Origin of the sequence: Microcoleus sp. Pol11C2, from assembly GCF_036701505.1 — a bacterium.
GTDB lineage: Bacteria > Cyanobacteriota > Cyanobacteriia > Cyanobacteriales > Microcoleaceae > Microcoleus.
Map to the genome: position 1 here is coordinate 65,459 of NZ_JAUBQX010000026.1, position 23,596 is coordinate 89,054.

Sequence of the window (23,596 nt, forward strand, 5' to 3'; positions counted from 1 at the left end):
TAAGTGCGATCGAGTTGGCGGGCGATCGAAAAAGTTCGGTTCATCGGGGCGATCGAGTCTTCAACCGCTCTCGTCGGGTAAAGTTTCGTGTAGACGGGGTTTCAACCGCCGAGTCCTATATTTATTCGCTACTTCAAACAGCGAATTGCCTCTAACATTCCCCTGGCTTTATTCAGCGTTTCTTCGTACTCCATATCCGGGTTAGAATCAGCCACCAAACCAGCACCTGCTTGCACAGAAACCGAATGTTTATCACCACCTAAAGAACGAACAACCATAGTCCGAATGGCGATCGCACTATTCAACTGTCCCTCAAAATCATAATACCCGTAAACCCCAGAATACGGCCCCCGGCGACAACCTTCCAACTCGTGCACAATTTCCATCGCCCGAATCTTCGGAGCACCGCTAACCGTACCCGCAGGAAAACCAGCTTTCAACAAATCCCAAGCAGTCTTATCCTCAGCCAATTCTCCCACCACATTGCTCACAATGTGCATGACGTGAGAATAACGCTCAATTTCCATTAACTCGTCAACTTTTACAGTACCGTTTCGGCAAACTCTGCCTAAATCGTTCCTGCCCAAATCAACTAACATGACGTGTTCCGCAATTTCTTTCGGATCTTGCAGCAATTCAGCAGCCAAAGCATCATCTTCTTGAGGAGTTTTACCCCGGCGGCGAGTGCCGGCAATCGGTCGCAAAGTTGCAATCTTTTTGCCATCAGCAGTATTTTCCGCCTTCACCATAATCTCGGGACTCGAACCGATAATCTGCCAATCTCCGAAATGAAAATAAGCCATGTACGGAGAAGGATTTATGAGACGCAAAGATCGGTAAAGTGCAAAAGAATCGCCGCTGTATTCAGCCTCTAGTCGCTGCGAAATAACTACTTGAAAAATATCTCCCGCTTTGATATAATCCTTAGCCTTTAAAACATTGGCACAATACTTTTCACGCGTAATATTGCTAGTGTAAGCCAATTCTCTATTTCCGGTTGTGGAACGGGGATCTTGCCCGTTATTGGGAGGTGTCCATTCTATGAGAGTAGATTGCCGCGAAAGTGGCGATTGCAGCTTCTGAACTAACTTACCAACTCGATCGCACGCTTGCTGATAAGCCTGAGCCAAATCAACGCCAACCTCCCGCAAATCCGCATAGGCGACGGCCCAAATTTTCCGCTTCACCTGGTCAAAAATCAGCAAATTATCCACCTGCATCCACAATCCATCCGGCAAATCATTCTCGCTTGCTGGATGCACGGGAACTCGCGGTTCTATCCACTTAATTAACTCGTAACCCCAAAAACCGAATAGCCCGCCAATTCCCGGCGGCAACTGCGGCAATTTCACCGGTTGATAAGACTCCAAACATTCAGTTAAAGCTACAAACGGATCACCCGTAAATACTTTTTCGGAACCGTCACGGTAAACTTGAGTTGTGCGATCGCCCCTTGCCTCCAAAATCCACAACGGATCGCACCCTAAGAAACTATAACGCCCAAGTTTTTCCCCACCTTCCACCGACTCCAGCAGAAAACTGTAAGGTTGACCCGCACAAACCCGATACCACGCAGACACCGGCGTATCCAAATCAGCAACCCATTCTTGATACACGGGTACAAAATTGCCTTGTTTCGCCAGTTCCGAAAATTGTGAGAAATCGGGAAATATCATATACTCACTTTACTATACTATCAATAAACAAAAGACGGAAAGCAACAGCCATGAGGCTGCTGGTACTCGCCAACTGCCATCACCGCCATCGGTTTGAGCGCGCGCAGCCCCTCTTGCAAACACCAGCGAAACAAACTTGCGTAACGCACCGGCAAGTGGAAAGAAACCTGTGCTTCGGAGTTCGACGCGGCCGCCCCCAACAGTAAAGCCTGCATATCCGCCTCAGTTTCTGCGACGCTGTGGCTCAAAGCCGACACCGCACAAGTATAAGCCACAATCCGACCTTGTTTGCAAGCAACCCAAGGAGAAAAGAAATTCAGGGCGTACTCAATATCGCTAGTTCGATCGCACCTGTATAATTTCTTGCACAAAGCCGCACATTCACCAACATCCTCACTAGCGAGCGGCCGCACCTCAAACTCATGCTGCGGCTGGCTGCGAAACTTGCCCTCCATTAACACGAAAGGTTCCTTCACCTCAAAACCCAAAGAAGCGTACAGCGACAGCGACGCCATATTAAAAGATTCCTGAACCAAACGGATACCCACAGCCTCCTGTCCGCGTTCCAGCAAAGCTTTCATGATTTCGCGTCCCGTGCCACGACCTTGAAAAGTTCGATCGACACTGACGGGCCCGATACCGCGAATCGGGCTGCGTTCGTCCATAAACCCGCAGCCGACAACCGCACTCTCGCTCTCGGCTACGATCCCAAAAAATACCGGACTCTCGATTAGCAAGCCCGTTATTTCGGTTGCAAAATCCAGCGTTGGAAAATCTGTAGGGAATTGATGGCGATCGGAAATATCTTTAAAAGCTTCATAAGTAATGCCAGCGCAAACATCGATATCAGAAGGCTGCGCTCGCCTGATTACGACATTCATTTTTAATTTAACGATTAACTTTTAATAAGATTAGAAGTTTGCAGTAGTATTTTGGCGCTGCGGGCTTAGCCTGCTGCGTCAGAATACTACTGCAAAAACAAGTTTACAAGCTGAGCCTTACAGGGAATATTACCTATGTTTTGCTCAGCCATGCAGTCATGGTCTAAGGATCGAAAGTCTTCTTACCGCTGAACTTCAGCTTAGCCGGATTTGGATTGCTGCCAATATTGCGGTCAATCTTACCGTTGTAGGGACGACCTTCGTTCACCTTCTCAGGGAACACGCCATCCTTGGGATGCAGGTACTCAGTAGTACCGTCTGGAAACACGCGGTAAATTTTGTAGTTGGTGATTTTGAATTTAGCCCGCAGTTGCTGGCCGCCCAAAGCGATGCACTGCTCCTTCCGGGGCAGATGCAGCAAGTTGTCGCCTTGACGCATAATCGCAGCGCCACCCGTAGGCATTTCAAACACCTGCTCCTTGGGGCTAGTCCAAGTGATAGCGTACTTCTCTTCAACTAGCGCCTTGGTCAGCAAGCCGCCTGTGCTGCCGCCGAAGATTGGGGGTTGTCCAGTAAGTTGTTCGGCCATAGATATATCCAAAGGATTTTTACGGCATCGTATCATCGAGACTGCACGCTGTTCTCGAAATTGTAAGGAAAATTAACAGTTTTTTGGCGATCGATCTTTTCTGATAATTGATAATTAGTAATTAATAATTCATAATTGGTAATTTCCACTAAAGTTAGAAAACAGAATTATGAAGCACGAATTCCGAAAAAACAATAAAAAAAACAGCAATGCTTCGGGTGCTTGTGGCGCACCCGAAGCATCGCACATTCCTCCAACTCCCCCCACACACGATCTAACAATTTACAGCGCCAACCCTAAGTCAAGAACCAATTAGGGTCATAGCCACGCGGAATTTGGCTCAAAGCAGTCCAAGTTTCTTGATCGACAATCCCGTCGGTCTCAATCCCAAAGCTTTTTTGAAATGCCCGAACAGCTTTGTCCGTCAAAGTAGAAAACTCGCCGTCAATTTTACCGCCATAGTGCTTGGAAATCCTGAGAACTTCCTGAACAGTAGCGACTGCTTCCCCAGAACTGCCCAATCTGAGTACCGGCATATTAACTGGAGCTGCAGTATAAAGCGCCTGCCAAGTCAGCGGCCCGACAATGCCGTCCGGCGACAAGAAAACCCGAAACTGAAACAGTTTCACAGAAAATTCAACTGCTTTATTAAAAATTCCTTTAGCAGGGTGCCGATAAAGTTGCAACTTGGTTAGCAGTTGTTCGAGTTCCAATACCGCTTTACCTTGAGAACCTAATTGTAGTTGCGGCTTGTTGGCCATAGGTTGAGTAGATTTCATCTGGGTTGTAGGTGACATAATCGATTTTCCTACCCTCTAGGTTTGAGTATTCTTCTGGAAAAAAACTTTGTCCGGGCGAAACATTTACATTCTCAACTTTTCACGAATCACCACTGGCGTCGGCAGTGCCTCAACAGATTCGATCGGCTTTTAGCATCTCACGACTTGTGTACAGGAGACTTATACGATTTTTGATTTTTGATTTTTGATTTTTGATTCGGCATGACTGATTACTATCGCGTTTTGCAGCTTACCTACAGTTGGATTCTTTGTTTAAACTGATATTAATTTTCGGCAACCTCCCTAGGTATTCTGTCGCAAAACCGGGTTTAAGACGGCAAGCGCATCCTGAATCTGCTTTGATACTTTCGATTTTAAAGCGGAACACCGCGTGGCTACATCACCTTTAAGGCCGATCTAAGAGGGTGAGGATTGAGGGTGAGAGAGAGTGTAGCAGCGGAGGCTGGTTCTCCAGTGAAAACTTTTCTGTACTATCGTATCTCGGTCGATCCATTAATATCGATTCCGGCTGCACCGGACTCATTGTTGATTGTTGACTGTTGACTGTGAGTCAAAAAACTGAAAATTGCGCGAATTATTTGTTTGCCTCGGGATTCGACTTTACGCCCGACGATGAAGGGCGGATTTGATATCATTCCGGTGCAGCCGGATTTGATATAACTCGATCGATACTTGCGCGCTCAGACGCCCACAAACCAGGGTTTTTACAGTATATTCCATGTAGATGTAGTACGGAAAAAGCGGGTTTCGAGCAACAGAATCAGTAAGAATGCGAGAACTGTAAAGAAACCCGGTTTCTGGGGTGTACTTCATAAGCCTGGAATACGCTGTATTAATTGAGTCTAAACAGTGGGAATAGTAAAGTGAAATTCACTTCCTCGGTCTTTTCCTGCGGAATCTACCCAAATTTTACCGCCCCAGCCGGCAACAATCTGTTTGCAAATTGCCAATCCCAAACCGGTACCGCCGGCGCTGCGGCGCAAAGCTCCTTCTTCTTGATAAAATCGATCGAACACTACTTTTAAACTGTTCGCCTCTATTCCCCTCCCCGTATCGGCTACGAGCACTTCCACCATCTGAGAACCGTTGCATTTCGCTCGCACTGTCACGCTTCCTTGAGGTGTGGTGAATTTGCAAGCGTTGTCTAACAGTTTGGAGAGCACCTCCACCAACCACTCTCCGTCAGCTTGCACTAAAGGCAATTCTGCCGACACCTCGGCGATAATTTCCGGTAACTGTTGATCGACCGTGCGCGATCGCACGCTGCTGAGGGCCAAATCAACACATTCTTGCAGCGTCAGCGATTCTACATTCCATTGGACTCGCCCGCTTTCTAAGTGAGAAAGAGTTAAGAAATCCTGCACGAGTTTCCGCATTCTATCGGCATCGCCGAGGGCAGTTTCTAACATGATTTGCCGCAATTCGGCCGGCATATCTGGTTCCGAGTTCAAACTTTCCAAACAAACTTGAATCGTAGAAAGAGGGGTGCGGAGTTCGTGTCCGGTGATGGCAATTAGATTGCTGCGTGTGCGGTCTAATGCTTCTAATTGTTGGTTGAGTTCTTCTAAATGAGCGTAGGTTTCTGCTTGAATTAAGGCTGCTCCGAGTTGAGTGGCGATCGCCTCTACTAAAGCAATTTCGTCTTCTTCCCAAGGCAAAACCGAGCGGCACTGGTGCATTTCCACCATTCCCAAAACCCGCCCCTGATAAAGCACTGGCACCATTAACCAAGAGACAATTTGCCAATTTTTTACAGTTTTTTTCAGGGATTTTGTATTGACAATTAGTGGGTGTTGTGATGTGTCTTGGATGTAAACTCGCTCTTGCCGCGCCACCGCGTCGCTCCATATTTGATTTTCCTGCAACAGCCAAGTCTGATCCAGCATGGAACTAGCGCCCGGAGCCAAAAACTCGCGATCGATTTTGACCGCCACATCTGTTGCCTTGCACCGATAAATCAAACATCGGCTTGCCGACAGGGCAGTGCCGAGTTCTTGGACTGCGACTTCGACGATTTCTTGCGGGTTGAGAGACTGCCGCATTGCCGTGGTAATTAAGTTTACGAGGCGTTCTTTGCGTTCCTGAGCGGCGATGGCGCTGTATGCTTTGAGCAGTTTGTGCTGGCCTGCTTGCAAGTAGGTTACTAAGCGTTCGGTAAAAGCATCGCTCAATTTGGGATTGGGAATTTTTGAGTTTTTTCTCGTACTTATGTCGGGTTTGCCGGCTTTGGAAGTGGCGGATTTCCGCGTTTTTTTCGGTGTTTTGAGCTTGTAAGTAGTTCGCGCTCGATCGATCTTTTCGGCCAATTCCGGGCGATAATTGACAATTCTATCGAGCAACAATGCGGCCGCTTTGGAGCTTACCTCGCGATCGAACGTCCAAATTCCTTCAAATCTGCGAGCTTGATCCATCAACAGCGGCCCGCGATCGTCCTGGTTGTCGATCGGCACAATTTTTTCTTGACAAATCAAGCAAGTTGAGTAGTGTTGGCCGAGCACCACTAAGTGCCACTCTTTACTTAATCCGTCATCCGGTGCAAATGCCACAGTTTCGTGACACTCCGAAGCATTTTTAAAGTCAGTTTCCGGTGCTGCCAGCACGTATACCTGAGACGAGCGTGAGGCAATTCGCCGGTAGCGGTGAGCCTCCTGGCGGTAGAAGCGCTCTCGCTGAAAGCTGGCAATGACTAGCGGTTCGTCGTCGGAACCCGCCAAAACTAAGTCTTCCATCGCGTGAGACAAGGCTGTCATGGAAGATTTGAAATAAATTTGTGCCCGCAGTTGGGGCAAAGCTTGCAGAAGTTCTGCCAGTAGCGAAATAGGGACGATCATCTAGCCTTAAACGTGCATTTTTGCCGATGACAAAACAGGATCGATAGGAGGTTTAGAGCGATCCCTTTTCAGTATCTGATACATTTATGCTTCATAACACGACTGTTTAAGTCATATCATGCTAGCCATATCATTTAGACGAATCTAAGCAGAGGTATGCCTCCAAGACCTTGAGTTCATCCCAAAGTCACCTGTTTTTACCTCTAGGTTTTGACGCCAACTCATCTATTCAGGCTTCGATTCGGGCGTTAGCACTCTCACCATTCAGACTTGTTAGGCACCGCTTGCGGATCTCTTGCATTATACTATTCTTGAGGTATTTGATATCAGTGCCATCTGTATCGGTTTTTGGCGAACCGGTTTTTGGCGATCGATCGGGCTAATCGACAATTAAACTTTCAAAAATCACAAATAATTGGCCATTAGCTAAAAACTAACGGCCAATTATTTTGAGGACTTATATCCAATCTGGTTAGATTCGGAATGATGCCAAGGATGCTCGGAAAATTATTATGCCGATGAAGCGCGGAAACGATTTTCACCAAAATCTATGAAGAAAAAGGGTTTCGGACACCTAGCGTGTAAATCCTATTTTTTTTTTGAGGCATCGCCCCTAAGTATAAATGCTGCCGCTGTGGTTGTCTTAGGCTAGTTCGCCCCCTTCGTCGCTGCCGCCCGGAGATGATTTGTAGAGAGCATCTAATTGTTCGCGGGCGTCTTGGACAGTCAGCGAACGCATCACTAACAGGGGCTCATTGACAATGTGGCCGTGTTCGTCTAGAAGTTCTGGATGGGGTACAGATTGAGAGCGAGGATGGGATGCGTGGCGATTATTGGCCATGAATTGTTGAGGGCGCTGGGACTCCATACCTACGGTGACTAGACTGCGGATTAAGTTACCGACTGCCAGAAAGGCAAGAACGGTAAAAGCTAAAATATAAAGCAGGTGCAACATTATTTTCTCCTCCGGGCTAAACAGCCACACAGCAATTTACAAAGGTGTTTCAGCAAGTAATAACTTATTAACTGGAAATATGTTTGAGGTTGTCAAGTCAGCCCCTACATTTCCAAAGGTTTGGGGTTTGAGTGCAAGTTTAACTTGAACTCGCTTCCTTATTTTCCTGGGTGAGCTGACTGCAATGAGCGAAAGCGCGACGATACTTGCCAGCATTCGGCGAGCAGTCGGTGCCACGGCATCAGTGCTGCTGTTTCAATCCCAACTTGACCTCCGGTTGCTTGAAATAGAGCTGTAGCCGCGCCTACTTCTTGCTGAGCCTGTTTGACTCGCGCCAGCAAGTCTGATTGATCTTCGTCGCTGAGAAAGGGAATTTCTTCAGTTTCTAAGAGCTTTGCCGAGCGAGCGAACCAGTAATTGAAATCCTCTAAGAGCGGTTCCAGTAACGCTTTGAGCAATTCTGGCTCGGGCAAGTTGGAATTAAGCATGGATCAAAATTGGGTTATTTATCTATTATAGTCTTAGACGGTCTTTACAAATTGTAACATATTTTTAACAAAAATTCAATAATTTAACCACAATTAGCAGGTGGGTGTGAATAAATTTAACTGTGCCAGCAGCGATTTTTGAGTCAAAATCCCCAAATTCTGCCAAATTAGTTTGCGAGCTCAGGGGTGGTTAGAAAACGGGTTTTTTCATAGCAAGACGCGTTACAGCCCACCGAAATAGTAAAAAAGCCGGTTTCTGAGAGTCGGAGTGCGTCCCGCACTAAACGTCGCAACCATCAGGGTCGTTGTTGTAATTTCCCGGAGTGTCCGCCAGTCGGAAGTCGGCGCTTGCTGTCCCAATCTGAGTAAGATAGAAGCAACTGCAACTAAAGTAATTGCTAATTCAGCCGATGTCTAGCTCAGAATCCATGTCCCCTCCAGAAGAGTCCGTTAAGATTGAGTTGCCCCGCACGAGTGAGTCGGAGGCACTAAAAAAAATTCGCCACACCACCTCCCACGTTATGGCGATGGCGGTGCAGAAGTTATTTCCCAAGGCGCAAGTAACGATCGGCCCTTGGATTGAAAACGGTTTCTATTATGACTTTGACACTCCCGAACCTTTTACGGAACAGGATTTAAAAGCCATTAAAAAAGAGATGATCAAAATCATCAACCGTAAATTGCCTGTAATTCGAGAAGAAGTCAGCCGCGAGGAAGCGGAACGCAGAATTAAGGAGATTAACGAACCTTACAAATTAGAAATTTTAGAAGGTTTGATCGAACCAATTACTCTTTACCATGTGGGCGAGGAATGGTGGGATTTGTGCGCCGGGCCTCACTTAGAAAATACCAGTGAGTTGAATCCAAAGGCGATCGAGCTAGAAAGCCTAGCAGGCGCGTACTGGCGCGGCGACGAAACCAAAGCTCAATTACAGCGCATTTACGGCACAGCTTGGGAAACTCCCGAACAGCTAGCAGCATACAAACACCGCAAAGAAGAAGCATTAAGGCGCGATCACCGCAAATTAGGCAAAGAATTAGGCTTGTTTATCTTTGCCGATCCAGTTGGGCCAGGTTTGCCTTTGTGGACGCCGAAAGGCACTGTTTTAAGAAGTATTTTAGAAGATTACTTGAAACAAGAACAAATCAAGCGCGGTTATTTGCAAGTAGTGACTCCGCACATTGCCAGAGTCGATTTGTTCAAAATTTCTGGACACTGGCAGAAATACAAAGAAGATATGTTTCCGCTGATGGCGGAGGATGAGGAAGCGGCAGCAAACGAACAGGGTTTTGTGATGAAACCCATGAACTGCCCTTTTCACATTCAAATTTACAAAAGCGAATTGCGTTCCTATCGAGAATTGCCGATGCGGTTGGCGGAATTCGGCACAGTTTACCGCTACGAACAATCGGGAGAATTGGGCGGTTTAACGCGCGTGCGCGGCTTTACGGTGGATGATTCCCACTTATTTGTCACGCCGGAACAGTTGGATGCTGAATTCTTAAATGTCGTGGATTTGATTCTGTCAGTATTCAAGAGTCTGCAACTGAAAAACTTTAAAGCGCGTTTGAGTTTCCGCGATCCGAACAATTTAGAGAAATACATCGGTTCCGATGAAGCTTGGGAAAAGGCTCAAGGTGCAATCCGCCGCGCGGTGGAAACTTTGGGAATGAATTATTTTGAGGGAATTGGGGAAGCGGCTTTTTACGGGCCGAAACTCGATTTCATTTTCCAAGATGTCTTGGATAGAGAATGGCAATTAGGAACTGTTCAGGTAGATTATAATTTGCCAGAACGTTTTGATTTGGAATACGTCGCTGAAGACGGCACTCGCAAGCGTCCGGTGATGATTCACCGCGCTCCTTTCGGTTCTTTGGAACGTTTGATCGGGATTTTGATCGAGCAGTATGCGGGCGATTTTCCGCTGTGGTTAGCGCCCATTCAGGTGCGGTTGTTGCCTGTCAGCGCGGAGTTTTTGCCGTTTGCGAAGGAAGTGGCAGCGAAGATGAAGGCGCTAAATATTCGCGCTGAAGCTGATGAGGATAGCGAGCGTTTGGGCAAGTTGATTCGCAATGCTGAGAAGGATAAAATTCCGGTGATGGGTGTTGTGGGTGCGAAGGAGGTTGAGGCGAATAGTTTGAATATTCGGACTCGGGCTTCTGGGGAGTTGGGGGCTATTTCGGTTGATGAAGTGATTGGGAGGTTGCAGCGGGCTATTAGCAGTTACGGCGATTTTTAGGGAGATTTTAATCGCAGATTTTAGAACGGGCGTCTCTCCCGTTCCACAATTCACTTAATGGGCGTCTCTCCCGTTCCACGATTCACTTAACGGGCGAGACGCCCGTTTCACAATTAATACAAATGATAAGCTTTTGTGCATTTAATTTTCACAATCATCTCGGTTGCCTTTGCGTGCAGGTGATACTGAACCAATTGTAGATTTACAAGCGTTAGTAAATGCGGTTTACGATCGCCCCGCCAAGGAATTTAGAATAGATTATATCGCCGCAACAGTTCCCCCGCTGTCCGAAACTTAAGCTGCTGCGGCGGATGTTTTGTTGGAGGAGAGGGGCTCGATCGGATGAGAGAGGGAGGTTTAAGTGCGATCGCCCGCATATAAATTGCTGAGATATAATTAGATGGCGTAGAGTGGCAATAAAAAGTAATGGCAGATATTCAAATCAGCGTCGAAGGACAAGATGCAGTTGCTGCTAAAGATGAACTGTTTGCGATTTCTGGCTTGTCGGGAAATTGGGAAACAACCGGGGATGATGAAAAAGAGGGAACTTTAATAACCATCCGCTTACGATCCAGAGACGATTCCAGAAGTAGGAGAACTATATGAGCTACAAAAACGCCGGGATTGATTTGTGTGGACGGTGTAGGGTACTGGGTTCTACGGCTGATGCGTTACAAATTGTTGCGAAATGATGCCGTAAAGCAGTAAAAAGTGAGATAGTTGGTAGTGGTGCATTATCATGTTAAACTAATAAAATAATATCAATACTCCTGAGTATATATGAGTATCACTTGTTTAAGATGTCCTTCGGGGAAAATTATTAAATACGCTCATACTTTACGCTCATACTTATGATAAACAAGTGGTAAACAAGGATATAAATGTCAAGAATGGGGGCGACGGTATTTGGTCCCTGAGTATAATTTATCGTTAAGGCGAGTTCCGTGGCCTGCAATTACTATACACCACTACCCAATTACTATGTGCGACAAAAGTAATCGAAATAAGCTCGTGCCAGATCCAACAAGTGAAGCGAAGAATCACTTTATCTCACCACGGTTACTAAAGTTATTAGATTGCCCGACCCCTATAAGTCAATTCTTTGCCCAAGCGACCTATATGAGTCGCCGAACTGAGCCGGAAAGTATTGATTTTAGTTTCGGTGATGCCCATGAAATACCACCTCCAGGGTTTGTAGAAGCCTTACAGCGTTGGAGTGTACCGCAAAATCAAGGGTGGTATGGCTACAAGGGAAATATTCCAGAATCACGGATCACTGTATCCGCTGCTCTTCAGGATAAACGCGGACTTTCTATATTGCCTGAAGATATTTTTATGACCAATGGTACTGTAGTTGGTTTGGCGATTTGTCTGCGAATGTTAGCTGGTGAGGGAGATGAGGTAATTATTTTGACTCCACCCTGGTTAGGCTATAGGAGTATGGTGCATTTTACCGGTGCGGTTCCGGTTGGTGTGCCTGTGGATACAAACACCTTTGATATGGATTTGCAGGCGATCGCATCTGCAATTACAGAACGGACTCGAGCAATCATTATCAATTCACCCCACAACCCTACAGGTAAGCTTTTTTCAGCTAGTACCCTGGAGGGTTTGAGTGGTATACTTAACGAGGCTTCTAAGCACTATGGCAAGCCTATTTATATTATTTCCGATGAAACCTTCAGCCGCGTTGTTTTCGACAACCAAACTTGTTCCAGCCCTACTCAGTTTTACCCATTTTCTTTCTTAGTATATGGTTATAGTAAGACTTTAATGGCACCCGGTCAACGTATAGGGTATATTGCTTTACCTCCCACTATGCCTAATCGGGAAGAAATAAGACGAATCATTGCCCTCCTACAACAAAGTCCTTTTGGTTGGTGTTATCCTAGTGTGCTCATGCAGTATGCCTTAGGAGACTTAGAGCAACTCAACATAAATATCGAGCATTTACAAAACAAGCGAGATGGGATGGTGAAGGCACTGCGGGATATGGGTTACACCATGTATAACCCTGATGGGACGTTCTTCCTCTTGGTGCAATCACCTTGGGATGATGACCTTGCTTTTGCCGAGTTATTAGCAAGTCAAGATATATTTGTTTTACCAGGAACTCCCCAGGAAATACCCGGTTACTTCCGAATTTCCCTTACTGCCAACGAAGAAATGATTTCGCGTTCTCTACCCAAATTCCAAGCTGCGATGGAATACGCTGTTGCTAACCCACTTGCTTCCCCCTCTTCTGTCACTAAGCGGCAGAGTATAATAGAACAAAATCTCTCAAACCAGAGCTAGGTCTATGGTTAACCCTCGCCAAGCTAATTCAACCTTGAAATTGATTGATGAGTATTGTCGCTATTACAGAAATCTGTTTTCAGAAGTCAGAAGCTTCAAAGCTTTTACACACCTTCATGCTGGTATAATTTCTGATATGGCGTTGCGGAATAGGGGTATGGTTTAGCGATCGCGTGCAGTGACTCAGGCTCGCTCGAAATAATTAATTGAATAGGGAAGGGGAACATCATTAAACGTGAGATAATGAATAAGTAGCTTAATTGGATATCTGAGCATTTGTTCGGCTGCCTGAATAACAAAAAGTCTTTCGTTTTAAGCGAGCCAGATAGTGTCTTAATCTTGTGTTTTCACCTTCAACAGCAAGTCATGTAAGTTGGGCACATAATTTGGTTTCTCTCTGGCATAAACATTGCATAAACTTTCGGGCCATCCGTCACATAAAAATAGCATCTCTATCTACTAACTACATCCCACAAAGGTTCAAACGTTTTAGGACGCTCGGTCTCCTAATACCCATCCTAGAATACCTGGTCTAAAGTAATCTACTGCTGTCCACACCCAGATTGTTTTTTTTTATCCGACAAAGGTTTGTAGCTCATCTAGTTCTCCTACTTCTGGAATAGTCTCTAGATCGTAAGCGGATGCTAGCAGCTTTCCAACTTGCTTGAGCCAATTAATTATTGTCGTGTGATGCAGGTCTTTGACTCTCTTGCTCGCACGAAAACCCATCCCATTGACATATATTTTTAGGTATTAATATTTAACTTCTTGCGCGTAACACTGGTGGGTTTAATAGCAATCTCTAAATTGCCTGCCACAGTCAACACAAATATAATTTTGCTTGCCTTTCTTCGGCGCATTGTTATTAACATGAGTTGACTTATATTCAGGAAATTTCATTGGCTTTGACTTTCAGTTAATTGGTTTTTGTGAATCGCTCACTCGCTCTATCGTAGCTCAATTCAACAACGCCAGGAAAAGATTGGCCATGTTCAAGGGAAAGCTGCTACTTTGCACAAACTAGCAGGAATTTATGCCAAGCAAGGTGAAGTAGCCAAGGCGATCGCATTTTATGAAAAATCTCTCAAACTTGAGGAAAAGATTGGCGATGTTCAAGAGAAAGCTGCTACTTTGCACTGTCTAGCAATAATTTATGCGGATCGAGGGGATGTAGAAGAGGCGATCACATTTTATCAAGAATCTCTCGAACTTACGGGAACGATTGGCAATGTTCGAGGAAAAGCTGCTACTTTCGCAATGTTAGGACAGTTGTTAGCAGATAAGAAGGGAGATTTTGAGAAAGCTTTGAATTATGTGCAGCAATCTTTGGACATTTTCCAGCATTTGCGATCGCCCGACGCGGAGACAGTGAGGCGAATTATTGCGGAAGTTCAGCGGATGGCTGATGGCTGAAGAAAGTTTAGCCCGATTCTCTGCCGCCCGAAACCAGCCTGCGGCAATCTGAAATCTAAAAACTCCTACACAAAACGTTACATATTTGTTACCATCGGGGCGAGTATGTTCTCAGCAGCCCCTCTGTTAACCTTCTAAACTAACCGTTATGAGTCAACCTCCCTCAGCAATTCCGGCCTCCGAAGAGTCCGCCGCCGAAACCCAGACAGCGCCGACAAACAATGCACCTCCACCGAGTTATGTCAAGCTGGCGATGCGGAACATGGTTCGCAAGCGGGCGACTTCTCTGTTTCATTTTGCCTTGACAGCCGCAGGACTTTTAGGCGTACTCGTCGGTTTGGCTTTTCTCGATCGCTATTTCAATTCCTAATCGGGGATTCCAACAATCAGCCTCTAATTTCTGCTGATGTTTTTGATCTTTCTTAATGGGGAGTTAAGCTGATTGTTCTGCCTGCCTGTTGCAATCTCTAACAGATTACTGTATCTTTCCAGCAACAGCAAAATCCCCTGCCGTTCGATCGCGCAATTGGAAATTGTAAAAAAATTGAATATATCCCTTGACAGGAGAGCAAAAAAATGTTAATTGAGGTGAACGTCGAAGACTGTTACGGGATCGCCCAGCAGTCAGCCGACGCTTCCAACCTCCCTGAGAGTGCAGCCAGCGGGGAGATTTCAGCCGAAACCTGGGAAAATTGGTTTAGCGTTTGGCTGGAAAACCAGGCGGCGGATGTGCCAGTGGCCCCGGGCTACGAAGTCAGTCTGCGTTTAACCGCCGATACGGAGATGCAAGCGCTCAACCTCCAGTACCGCCAGCTCGATCGATCGACCGATGTACTAGCTTTCGCATCTTTAGAGGTAGACTGTCCTCAGCTAGAGGAAATGCAGTCATCGGAACCCCTATACTTGGGTGATATCGTCATCTCGATCGATACAGCTAACCTACAAGCCCAGCAGCAAGGACATCCCCTGAAGACCGAACTAGCTTGGCTGGCAGCCCACGGTTTTCTGCATCTTTTGGGCTGGGATCACCCGGATGAAGAAAGTCTGACTCAAATGCTCGATCAACAGGAAACATTGCTGCGGGCGATCGGTCTTGCGATCCAAACAGCATAACTGAAGTTGATGGTGATTTAACAAATCATGTCAAGCCCAACATAACTTTCTGAAATTAAACCAGAACTTTAGTAAAAACTTAGAAAAGTTACCTAGACTTGATGAAGTTAATTTGAAAAGTTTAGCTTTCATTCATCTCTGTAAATTAAAGTTGGTTCTTTATGACACTAGATAGACCCTCAATTTCATCACAAATCGCACAGTTCCTGCCCATGCCTCAAGACTCTTCTAGCCAGACAGTCCACGAGCCTAAAAAAGCCTTGAAATACAACCGAGAGCTATCCTGGAAAATCGCATCTAGCTTAGCTACGAGTTTTAGATACGCTTGGGGGGGTCTGAGTTATGCTTTTGAAACTCAGCGCAATTTTCGGATTCACACTGTTATTGGCACTTTGGCGATCGGACTCGGCCTATTTTTGCAACTGAAACCTGTAGAAATATCTGTGATCGGCGTCACCATTGGCATAGTTTTAGCCATGGAACTGTTGAATACGGCGATCGAATCGGTGGTAGACTTGACAGTCGGCCAATCTTACCACGAACTAGCCAAAATTGCCAAAGACTGCGGTGCCGGAGCGGTTCTGGTATCGGCAATGGCTGCGATCATCGTCGGTACTGCACTTCTGCTGCCTCCTTTGTGGGCAGTGGTTCAAATTGCGATCGCCCGTTAGTAACTTATTGGGTCCAGAAAATTTTAGGTTTTAGAGGATCAATTTGAGATTTTTAGTTTTATTCGTCTATATTGCAGCTATTTTTATCTTCGGCATCTATCTAAAATCTTGAAACCCTTGCTTTCAGGGAGCGAGTTAACCTAAAATCTAAAATCTAAAACCTAAAATCTAACTTAACCCGTGATTATAGTCATCGATAACTACGACAGTTTTACATACAATTTGGTACAGTATCTAGGAGAACTGGGTGCTGAGTTGCAGGTAGCAAGCGAAGTGCAAGTCTACCGCAACGACCAAATCTCCTTAGCAGAAATTCGCCGATTGCAGCCGACAGCAGTGGTGATTTCTCCAGGCCCGGGGCGGCCGGAAGATGCGGGAATTTCTCTGGAATTAATCAAAGAATTAGGTCCGACTCTACCAATTTTAGGCGTGTGCCTCGGACATCAAAGTATCGGTCAAGTATTCGGCGGCAAAATTGTTTCTGCGCCCGTGTTGATGCACGGCAAAACTTCTCAGGTAGAACACGCAGGAGTCGGAGTTTTTCAAGGCGTGGAATCGCCGATGATTGCAACTCGCTATCACAGTTTGGTAATTGAAAAGCAGAGTTGTCCAGAAGTTTTGGAAATTACCGCTTGGGTTGAAGATGGAACTATTATGGGTGTGCGGCACCGGGAATATCCGCACATCGAAGGTGTACAGTTTCACCCGGAAAGTATTTTGACGACTGCGGGAAAGCAATTATTACGAAATTTCTTGGAACGGCTTTAGTTGGGTTTTGAATTTTGAGTTTTTGTCTGAATCTTTCGAGTACGGCATGGGCATCTTACGGGTGAAATTCTGTGAAGCTTTCGGGTGCGAATTACGTACCTTAGCGCAAAACTAGCGTGTACATTTCGCACCTGACGGTGTTTTGTGGTATAACAACAAACGACCAACACCCGACAACCCCAACCACAAGATGAAACGGCGACAATTAATACGTTACGCACAGACGGGTTTGCTAGCAGCTTTAGCAACTGGTTTACCATCTGGATGGGAAAGCTATCAAGCTCAAACTGCTGATTCTTTGTCGGTTCAGTGGTTGGGGCACACTTGCTTCTTGTTCGCCGGAGGCGGTGCGAGGGTGCTGGTGAATCCTTTTCGCCCCCTGGGCTGTACGGCAGGCTATCGCTCTCCTAAAGTGCCAACAGATTTGATTCTGATTAGCAGCCGCTTGCTCGATGAAGGGGCGATCGACGGATTTGCGGGCAATCCCGGCCTTTTGTACGAACCGGGGGCTTACAGGTCTAACGGGCTGCGGATTCAAGGGATTCGGACGGAAAAAGACCGTGAGGGTGGACGGCGATTTGGGGTCAATGTGGCTTGGCTGTGGCAGCAAGCGGGCGTTAAGATTTTACACTTGGGCGGAGTTGCTGGCCCGATCGGCATTGAAGAACAAATCTTGATCGGGCGGCCGGATATCCTGCTGATTCCCGTGGGCGGAGGGCCGAAAGCTTACACTCCGGCGGAAGCGAAGCAAACTTTGCAACTTCTCAAACCAAAGATGGTGATTCCGACACATTTCAAAACCCAAGCCGCCGATACTGCGTGCGATTTGGTGCCGCTAGATGAATTCTTGGCGCTGATGGATGGTACGCCGGTGCGCCGATTGAATAATGACACGATTTCGATCAAAGCTGCTGACTTACCCCAAACTGGTTCGGTGATTGAGGTTTTGAGTTACAGATTTAGCGGTTGATGCCCGATTTCTCAGCTTGCGTTATAGTAAGGAAGTTTTGGTCGATCGGGGATGCAAGAGTATTTTCTCTCTACCTTAGCCTCTGGCAACCTTGCCTTTTGTCGAGATTTGGCTAACATAACAATTCATGTTCACTGTTTTATCTCCTAAGGAAATGCAAGCGCAATGAAAAATCAAAATTTACCTAGCTGGATGAAACAACTGACAGGTTTCGCAGGAATAATCGGCGCTAGCGCGTTGATTGGTTTCCCGGCTTGGGCTCACATCACCTCCAGCACCAATGTTGCTAATGCAACTCAAACTCCACAAGTTGCAGGAAACGTAAAAACCACTGCTTCACCGACACCAACTGGCGTTTCACAGGCACCAACTGGCGCTTCACCTGCACCAACTGGCGTTTCACCTGCACCAACTGGCGCTTCACCTGCACCAACTGCCGCTACTAAGGATATTGTTGCTATTGCATCTGGCGACGCTCAATTCAAGACGCTGACGAAGGCTTTGGGAGCAGCAGGTTTGGTTACAACTTTACAAGGAAAAGGTCCTTTCACTGTTTTTGCTCCGACTGACGCGGCTTTTGCTGCTTTGCCAAAAGCAACTGTGGAGGATTTGCTCAAACCGGCAAACAAAGCCAAACTTACTAAGATTTTAACTTACCACGTTGTTCCTGGTTCGGTTTTATCTACTAGCCTGAAATCCGGCGATGTTAAAAGTGTCGAAGGCAGTTCGCTCAATGTGGCTGTTAGCGCAGGCAAAGTTACTGTCAGCGGCGCTAATGTTGTGAAAGCTGATATCAAAGCTAGCAACGGCGTTATTCACGTAATTGACAAGGTATTGATGCCCCCTGCTCCAACAAGGTAGGAGTAGCGTTTTTTGTATCAATTGATGTCAGATTCGGTTAAATGAAAGCGAAGTAAGGACACAACATTTTTGTGTCCTTATTTGTATGGCAGGCAATTCAGAATTAATATACATAAAGCTTTAGCTAGCTGCGGGTATTTACAAAAATGGCTGCCAACCCTTACCTCGATAGCCAAAATAGAAGATTTCGGGATGGAGAATTTCTGCTAAAATTTCTAACGAATCAACCAATCTCGGTCCCGGCCGATTAAAGTAAGAATTGCCATCAGTTATGTAAACTTTCCCGGTTTTTACTGCTGGCAAATTAGCCCATTCTGCGTATTTAGTTATCTGCATTGCTTCGCTGCGACTGCGGTTTAAATCAAAGCCACAAGGCATGAAAATAATTACATCAGGATTAGCTTCTACTAGCGATTCCCATTTTAACCAAGGGGAATGTTCCCCGACAATTCCAAACAGCGAATTGCCTCCCGCCATTGCCACTAATTCGGGAATCCAGTTACCGGCAGCCATCAAAGGTTCAATCCATTCGATGCAGGCTACTTTGGGAAGTCTCTGTTTTGTGGTAAGAATAGATGATGCTTGTGTTTTCGAGGTAATAGCATCGATGCGGGATTGCAAAAGGTCGATCGCACTTTTGCCATTTACGCCCAAAGCATCAGCAACTCGTTCAATATCTGTCCAGATTTCTGCTAGCAGATTCGGCTGCAAAGAAATAATTTCCGGCTTGCTATTTACCAGCGTGCTTACTGCTTGTTCAACCTCTGTTAGAGAACAAGCGCAGACTTCACATTGAGCTTGAGTAATAATGTGAGTCGGCTGCAATTTTTCCAAAGTATCTATTTCTACTTTATATACGCTGAGGGCATTTTGTAACAATTCTGTCACGCGGTTGTGAATTTCGCTGCTAGTTCCTTCGGGATTGAATTTAGGCTGAGTGCAAACAGGTAAAGTTTGGATTTCTGGGGGATAATCGCATTCGTGGGAACGGCCCACAATTGCATCGGTTAATCCTAAAAATGCTACAATTTCGGTCGCACTGGGAATTAGAGAGACAATTCTTGGTTGGTTCATTGATTTTCTGTTTTTTACCGACTCGGAACCACAGGCGAGACGCCCGTGCCACAATAAAAGGGATTGTTAAATTTTTAGTTTTTTTAAGTATTGCAAATCTTGCCATGCTTGAATGAGATTACCTTGCATCAGAGTCGCTACACCGTTTAAAACTCTAATTTCCGGTAGGTTGGAGTTGAGAGCGAGAGCTGGTTTTAAGGCTGTTTGAGCGGCTTTGGGATGCCAGCCGTACAGGTGTACGAAAGCGAGATAGGCGTAAGCGTAAGGGTTTTTTGAGTCGAGTTGAGTGACTTTTTCTAAGGCGACGATCGCACTTTTGACATTCTGCTGCAATACCCGAGAAAATGCCAAAGCATAAGCCAATTCTAGATTATTGGGTTCTTGCTGCAACCGATATTCTAACGCTTGTTCCGCTTGCACGGTATAATCTTGAATTGGATCGTACTGATTGATGCGCCCAATCTGCTCGAACACAGGTTCTAAACCGGGCAATCCTTTGGGTAAATTAACCGCCATCGCCCGCAATTGAGTCACCAAATCTAACTCAGGCTTATCTGTATGATCCTCGTTTCCCGGCTCTGCCTGAGAACCCATACCCCGAGCCTCTGCCTCGATCTTAACACTAATTGCCGGCACATTAATCGGATAAGTTTCCCCGGTTTTTCGATTTAGATAAGTAGCTTGCAGATTGTAAGTTCCCGGTGCAATATTAGCAGGAGGAAGCATCGCCGTGCGATCGACAACTCGAAACCCCACAGCAAATTTATCCGCTTCCAGCATCCCCGGATGCAAAGTCGCCTGGGCGATCGCGCGATCGTGTAAAATCCTGAAAGTCTGTCCCGGTGGAATATCGCCAGACTGCTGATTTTGCCACGTTACCAACACTAAACCAGACTGCAACTGCTGCCAAGGCCCAGACCAAGTATAAGTAACCGGCAGCGCGACTCCGGGAACTGCTTTTCCCCCGACAGTAACTCGATCTAATTGTACTTGCGATCGCGCTTCATTCAACGGCTGTATTTCGACAGGCTGCACTCGCTTGCGATAAAGATTTAAATTAGTATAATCTGGCAAAATCCAAGTTTTATCTAACTCAAATTTATCCCCTTTTTCAATTGCCGTCACCGCTGCATTTTGAGCTTGTTTAATCCGTTCGCGAATCGAACCTTGCGGGCCACTTTTAGTTACGAACCAAGAGAGCGATCGCACATCTTGCGGCACTTGTTGTAAATTCGTTCCCACCTGCCGCCCGTAAACCTGAAAATTAGCCAAAGCACCGTAAAAATTTAAATTATGCTGGTTAATTTCCGGTGTCGAAGGCAACACGCCTAAAGTAGATTGCAAATAAGGTTCCCTATCAATAATTTCTGCAATTACCTCTCGGTGCGGCCACTCTTTCCCCAAGTAAGGATAGTGAGAATTGCCTGGACTGATAATTTGGGCTAAGCTATTTCCCAGAGCACCTCCCAGCGGCCAGATATGGAACAGCATCGCCAGAATTGCCAAGCCAATTGTACCCCAGCGGATTTGTCGTCCCCACCGAGAAGGCCACAGCGTTAAACAGTAGGCTAAGAAAATAGATAAAACTGGCAAATAAGGTATCACATATCTGTCGTCTTTGTTGATATTTAGAGAATTAATTAAATAAGCTCCTCCCCAGAAAACAGCCAGCCAGCGACAGGAGTTGAGGTGCAAGATTGACGAACTATTTTGCCGACGACGCCAATAAAGTATCAATCCGACTAAGGGAAGAAGTAACAGAGGCCAAGAAACGTGTTCGGGTAAGTGCTGAGCGTAGTAAATCCAAGCGTCGATCGTATTGAGGGCCGGATCTCCTTCGGCGATCGCAGAATCCAGCGTTGCCCGTTTTCCCCCGGTCAAAATTAACAGCCAATTGGTTTTCGCCCAGGGCCCAAACACCGCCACCGACAGCAACAAAGCACCAGTTAATTGACCTAATCTTCCCCAAGCTTTTTGCCGCACCGCACCAACAGCCAACCACACAATCGGGGTAAACAGAAATAATACGGTAGTGTGTTTAACTAATATTGATAAGCCGAGAGAAATTCCAAAGGCGATCGCCCAAAAGAAAGATGACGGAGAGAGGGGGAGAGTGGGGGAGGGGGAGAATTTATACTTTTTCTTTGTTCGTTCCTCCAACAGAGTTCTATCGGTTACATCCGTTAAATCCGTTGCCGAACTTCCTTCTTCCTTCTTCCTTCTTCCTTCTGAAGCCTTCCACATTGTCAGACAATAGAAAGCAAAAGTAATCGCAGCAGTGAGGGGATAGTCGAGTAAAAATTGCAAGCGGAACCGATAAAGTCCCGGTAACAAAACGCAAATTGCAGCGGCCCACAAACCGACTTGCCGGTTAAATAGTTGCACGCCCAGACTGTAGACTGAGGCGAGGAGAATTGCACTAAATAATAGATGAACGAGGGTTGCCCGATCGCCCCCAGTACCGAAAATCTGAAGAAACGGAACCGTCAAGATGTATGCTAAGGGCGGAATTTTCGTCGAAAGCAGCCAGAAGTTTGTCCACCACTCCCCGGAAAACCACTGAGGATGCTGCAACGCCTGCAAGTATTTCAGGGTGCTAGTCAGGTAGTCTGCTTGATCCCACGCCGGGACAGATCGATCGAGGGCAAACCAGAGGCGATCGCTAATTGCCCCCAGCAGCCAAATTATGCCCAAGACAAGCAGACTCTTGCCCTCGCTGTCCTGATGTTGCTGTGCCATTGCGATTGTTGGATTTTAGGTTGCAGCTTTTAGCTTACAGGCGGGCGGTTCCGGGCGATCGAAAATTAATTTTAAAAAGTGCTTGCTAAATTCTGTATGTGTCTGCTAAGATAGTAAAGCGCGAAAAAACAAGCCGGGATAGCTCAGTTGGTAGAGCAGTGGACTGAAAATCCACGTGTCACGAGTTCAAGTCTCGTTCCTGGCATCGCAAAGCCCTCACAAAGTTGAGGGCTTTTTTTTATGTATAAAGTTGAGCCAACAAAATAATCACCAATGGCATCCAAATCTCGGCTTGCTGTTGGAGAGACAAAGCATCGGCTCATCCCTGAACCTCTCGTGCCTTGCGAAACTTTTCCTGCAATTGCTCGATCGCAGTCTCTAACGGGATTCCCTCACCCCGTGATAGTTCCGCCTCCGCTTCCTCCACCGAAGAGCGAACCTCCTCCACCCACTCGCAATAAAGCTTCCGCGTTTGAGTCAAAGTCTGGAGGGCTTTTGTAATCACCTCTTCCGGCGAGGTAAACTGCCCCAGTGCTAATTGCGCTTCGATCAATTTCACCTGCTCAGGACTCAAAGTAATATTCATAAAAATCTCCGGGAGTCTCGCTGACACAAATCCCTTTTCTAAGAATAGCGCTACTTTCTGGGCAGTGCGATCGTCTTGAGCGCCGATCGCTTGAGACCGATCGCCCCCTCTGGGACAATTTAAATTAAATTGCTGCAATCACCAACTTTAGAATAAAGATAACTGTGCTTCTGTGAGTTCTTGGTTCCTCAAAAAATCATCTATTCTATTAGCAACAATCTCACAGTAATCCGCCCTAATTTCAAATCCTATAACTTGACGCTGCAAACCCAGAGCCACAATTGCTGTAGTCCCGGAACCCATAAACGGATCTAAAACAATGTCGTTTACCTTCGATGCAGACTTGATGATGCGATCGACAACAGCAACAGGAAATTGAGCGGGGTGAGGCGTGCGTTCTTTTGAAGCTCGGTTTTTCCCAGACGTAACTTTTGGGAACTGCCAAACATCCGTCGGATTTTTGCCTTTTAAATTTACTTTTATCTTGCCGTTCTTTTTCTGATTCGGATATTTCACATTTGGGTCGCGCACTTCATCCAAATTAAATGTATACTTGTCTTGATTTTTTACATATAGCAATCCTAAATCATTATCATGAGTACGGTACAATTATATGCAATACTTGATTATGACAAAAAAAATGAAT

At 46.1% G+C, this 23,596-nt stretch carries 22 protein-coding genes, 1 tRNA gene and 1 pseudogene; 12 read left to right on the top strand and 12 right to left on the bottom strand.

Translation table 11 applies throughout. The annotated features are described in order from the left end of the window. Window positions 1-128 precede the first annotated feature (128 nt). The 7 genes from trpE to QUA42_RS16430 all read right to left on the bottom strand — a co-directional run bounded on the left by trpE (window position 129) and on the right by QUA42_RS16430 (window position 8,220). Entirely contained in the window at window positions 129-1,676 is a 1,548-nt protein-coding gene (gene trpE / locus QUA42_RS16400) for an anthranilate synthase component I (RefSeq protein ID WP_333138244.1), read from the bottom strand. Window positions 1,677-1,696: 20 nt separating this feature from the next. Then, on the bottom strand, window positions 1,697-2,557 hold the full coding sequence (locus tag QUA42_RS16405; RefSeq protein ID WP_333138246.1) for a GNAT family N-acetyltransferase: 861 nt from the start codon (window positions 2,555-2,557) through the stop codon (window positions 1,697-1,699). Between the two features lie 163 nt (window positions 2,558-2,720). Continuing rightward, window positions 2,721-3,146 carry a photosystem I reaction center subunit II PsaD gene (locus tag QUA42_RS16410; RefSeq protein WP_332949173.1) on the bottom strand — a complete coding sequence of 142 codons (426 nt, stop codon included), beginning with the start codon at window positions 3,144-3,146 and terminating at the stop codon, window positions 2,721-2,723. A 296-nt stretch (window positions 3,147-3,442) separates the two neighbouring features. Next, window positions 3,443-3,943 (bottom strand): peptidoglycan-binding protein, encoded by a 501-nt coding sequence (locus QUA42_RS16415; protein WP_333138248.1) that lies wholly within the window; start codon window positions 3,941-3,943, stop codon window positions 3,443-3,445. An 845-nt stretch (window positions 3,944-4,788) separates the two neighbouring features. Then, window positions 4,789-6,777, bottom strand: coding sequence for a DICT sensory domain-containing protein (locus QUA42_RS16420; protein WP_333138250.1), 1,989 nt, complete (start codon window positions 6,775-6,777; stop codon window positions 4,789-4,791). Window positions 6,778-7,420: 643 nt separating this feature from the next. Next, window positions 7,421-7,732, bottom strand: coding sequence for a DUF2973 domain-containing protein (locus QUA42_RS16425; RefSeq protein WP_333035863.1), 312 nt, complete (start codon window positions 7,730-7,732; stop codon window positions 7,421-7,423). A 158-nt stretch (window positions 7,733-7,890) separates the two neighbouring features. Next, the gene (locus QUA42_RS16430) at window positions 7,891-8,220 is read right to left on the bottom strand and encodes a DUF2605 domain-containing protein (protein WP_333035865.1); all 330 of its coding nucleotides are present in this window, start codon (window positions 8,218-8,220) and stop codon (window positions 7,891-7,893) included. 410 nt (window positions 8,221-8,630) lie between these two features. On the opposite strand from QUA42_RS16430, the gene thrS reads away from it, so the two are divergent. The 4 genes from thrS to QUA42_RS16450 all read left to right on the top strand — a co-directional run bounded on the left by thrS (window position 8,631) and on the right by QUA42_RS16450 (window position 12,755). Next, complete coding sequence (gene thrS, locus QUA42_RS16435) at window positions 8,631-10,460, top strand: threonine--tRNA ligase (protein WP_333138252.1); 1,830 nt, start codon at window positions 8,631-8,633, stop codon at window positions 10,458-10,460. 169 nt (window positions 10,461-10,629) lie between these two features. After that, on the top strand, window positions 10,630-10,758 hold the full coding sequence (locus QUA42_RS16440) for a DUF4058 family protein (RefSeq protein ID WP_333138254.1): 129 nt from the start codon (window positions 10,630-10,632) through the stop codon (window positions 10,756-10,758). A 128-nt stretch (window positions 10,759-10,886) separates the two neighbouring features. Next, the gene (locus QUA42_RS16445) at window positions 10,887-11,066 is read left to right on the top strand and encodes a hypothetical protein (protein ID WP_333138256.1); all 180 of its coding nucleotides are present in this window, start codon (window positions 10,887-10,889) and stop codon (window positions 11,064-11,066) included. A 405-nt stretch (window positions 11,067-11,471) separates the two neighbouring features. Then, window positions 11,472-12,755, top strand: coding sequence for an aminotransferase class I/II-fold pyridoxal phosphate-dependent enzyme (locus QUA42_RS16450; RefSeq protein WP_333138258.1), 1,284 nt, complete (start codon window positions 11,472-11,474; stop codon window positions 12,753-12,755). Between the two features lie 183 nt (window positions 12,756-12,938). Here the strand turns inward: QUA42_RS16450 and QUA42_RS16455 are convergent. Then, window positions 12,939-13,655: pseudogene (locus QUA42_RS16455) on the bottom strand (IS1 family transposase). A 33-nt stretch (window positions 13,656-13,688) separates the two neighbouring features. On the opposite strand from QUA42_RS16455, the gene QUA42_RS16460 reads away from it, so the two are divergent. The 7 genes from QUA42_RS16460 to QUA42_RS16490 all read left to right on the top strand — a co-directional run bounded on the left by QUA42_RS16460 (window position 13,689) and on the right by QUA42_RS16490 (window position 18,551). Continuing rightward, window positions 13,689-14,168, top strand: coding sequence for a tetratricopeptide repeat protein (locus tag QUA42_RS16460; RefSeq protein ID WP_333138279.1), 480 nt, complete (start codon window positions 13,689-13,691; stop codon window positions 14,166-14,168). A 148-nt stretch (window positions 14,169-14,316) separates the two neighbouring features. Continuing rightward, complete coding sequence (locus QUA42_RS16465) at window positions 14,317-14,538, top strand: DUF3285 domain-containing protein (RefSeq protein ID WP_333138260.1); 222 nt, start codon at window positions 14,317-14,319, stop codon at window positions 14,536-14,538. Window positions 14,539-14,744: 206 nt separating this feature from the next. Beyond that, on the top strand, window positions 14,745-15,281 hold the full coding sequence (gene ybeY / locus QUA42_RS16470; RefSeq protein WP_333138262.1) for an rRNA maturation RNase YbeY: 537 nt from the start codon (window positions 14,745-14,747) through the stop codon (window positions 15,279-15,281). A gap of 161 nt (window positions 15,282-15,442) precedes the next feature. Further along, a complete protein-coding gene (locus QUA42_RS16475) occupies window positions 15,443-15,952 on the top strand; it encodes a diacylglycerol kinase family protein (RefSeq protein ID WP_333138264.1) in 510 nt (169 codons plus the stop codon). A 180-nt stretch (window positions 15,953-16,132) separates the two neighbouring features. After that, window positions 16,133-16,720: an aminodeoxychorismate/anthranilate synthase component II gene (locus tag QUA42_RS16480; protein ID WP_333138266.1), complete on the top strand. Its 588-nt coding sequence runs from the start codon at window positions 16,133-16,135 to the stop codon at window positions 16,718-16,720. 190 nt (window positions 16,721-16,910) lie between these two features. Further along, a complete protein-coding gene (locus QUA42_RS16485; RefSeq protein WP_333138268.1) occupies window positions 16,911-17,690 on the top strand; it encodes an MBL fold metallo-hydrolase in 780 nt (259 codons plus the stop codon). 165 nt (window positions 17,691-17,855) lie between these two features. Beyond that, on the top strand, window positions 17,856-18,551 hold the full coding sequence (locus QUA42_RS16490) for a fasciclin domain-containing protein (RefSeq protein ID WP_333138270.1): 696 nt from the start codon (window positions 17,856-17,858) through the stop codon (window positions 18,549-18,551). A gap of 138 nt (window positions 18,552-18,689) precedes the next feature. On the opposite strand, the gene QUA42_RS16495 is transcribed toward QUA42_RS16490, so the two are convergent. Together QUA42_RS16495 and QUA42_RS16500 are read right to left on the bottom strand one after the other, a co-directional pair. After that, a complete protein-coding gene (locus QUA42_RS16495; protein ID WP_333138272.1) occupies window positions 18,690-19,625 on the bottom strand; it encodes a cobalamin-binding protein in 936 nt (311 codons plus the stop codon). A 66-nt stretch (window positions 19,626-19,691) separates the two neighbouring features. Beyond that, on the bottom strand, window positions 19,692-22,364 hold the full coding sequence (locus QUA42_RS16500) for a phospholipid carrier-dependent glycosyltransferase (RefSeq protein ID WP_333138274.1): 2,673 nt from the start codon (window positions 22,362-22,364) through the stop codon (window positions 19,692-19,694). A 132-nt stretch (window positions 22,365-22,496) separates the two neighbouring features. Between QUA42_RS16500 and QUA42_RS16505 the strand changes: the two genes are divergently transcribed. Next, window positions 22,497-22,569, top strand: a tRNA-Phe gene (locus QUA42_RS16505). A 114-nt stretch (window positions 22,570-22,683) separates the two neighbouring features. Here the strand turns inward: QUA42_RS16505 and QUA42_RS16510 are convergent. Both QUA42_RS16510 and QUA42_RS16515 read right to left on the bottom strand, forming a co-directional pair. Then, on the bottom strand, window positions 22,684-23,088 hold the full coding sequence (locus QUA42_RS16510; protein ID WP_333138276.1) for a hypothetical protein: 405 nt from the start codon (window positions 23,086-23,088) through the stop codon (window positions 22,684-22,686). Window positions 23,089-23,097: 9 nt separating this feature from the next. Then, window positions 23,098-23,559, bottom strand: a complete 462-nt coding sequence (locus tag QUA42_RS16515) for a site-specific DNA-methyltransferase (protein WP_333138277.1) — start codon at window positions 23,557-23,559, stop codon at window positions 23,098-23,100. Window positions 23,560-23,596: the final 37 nt, after the last annotated feature.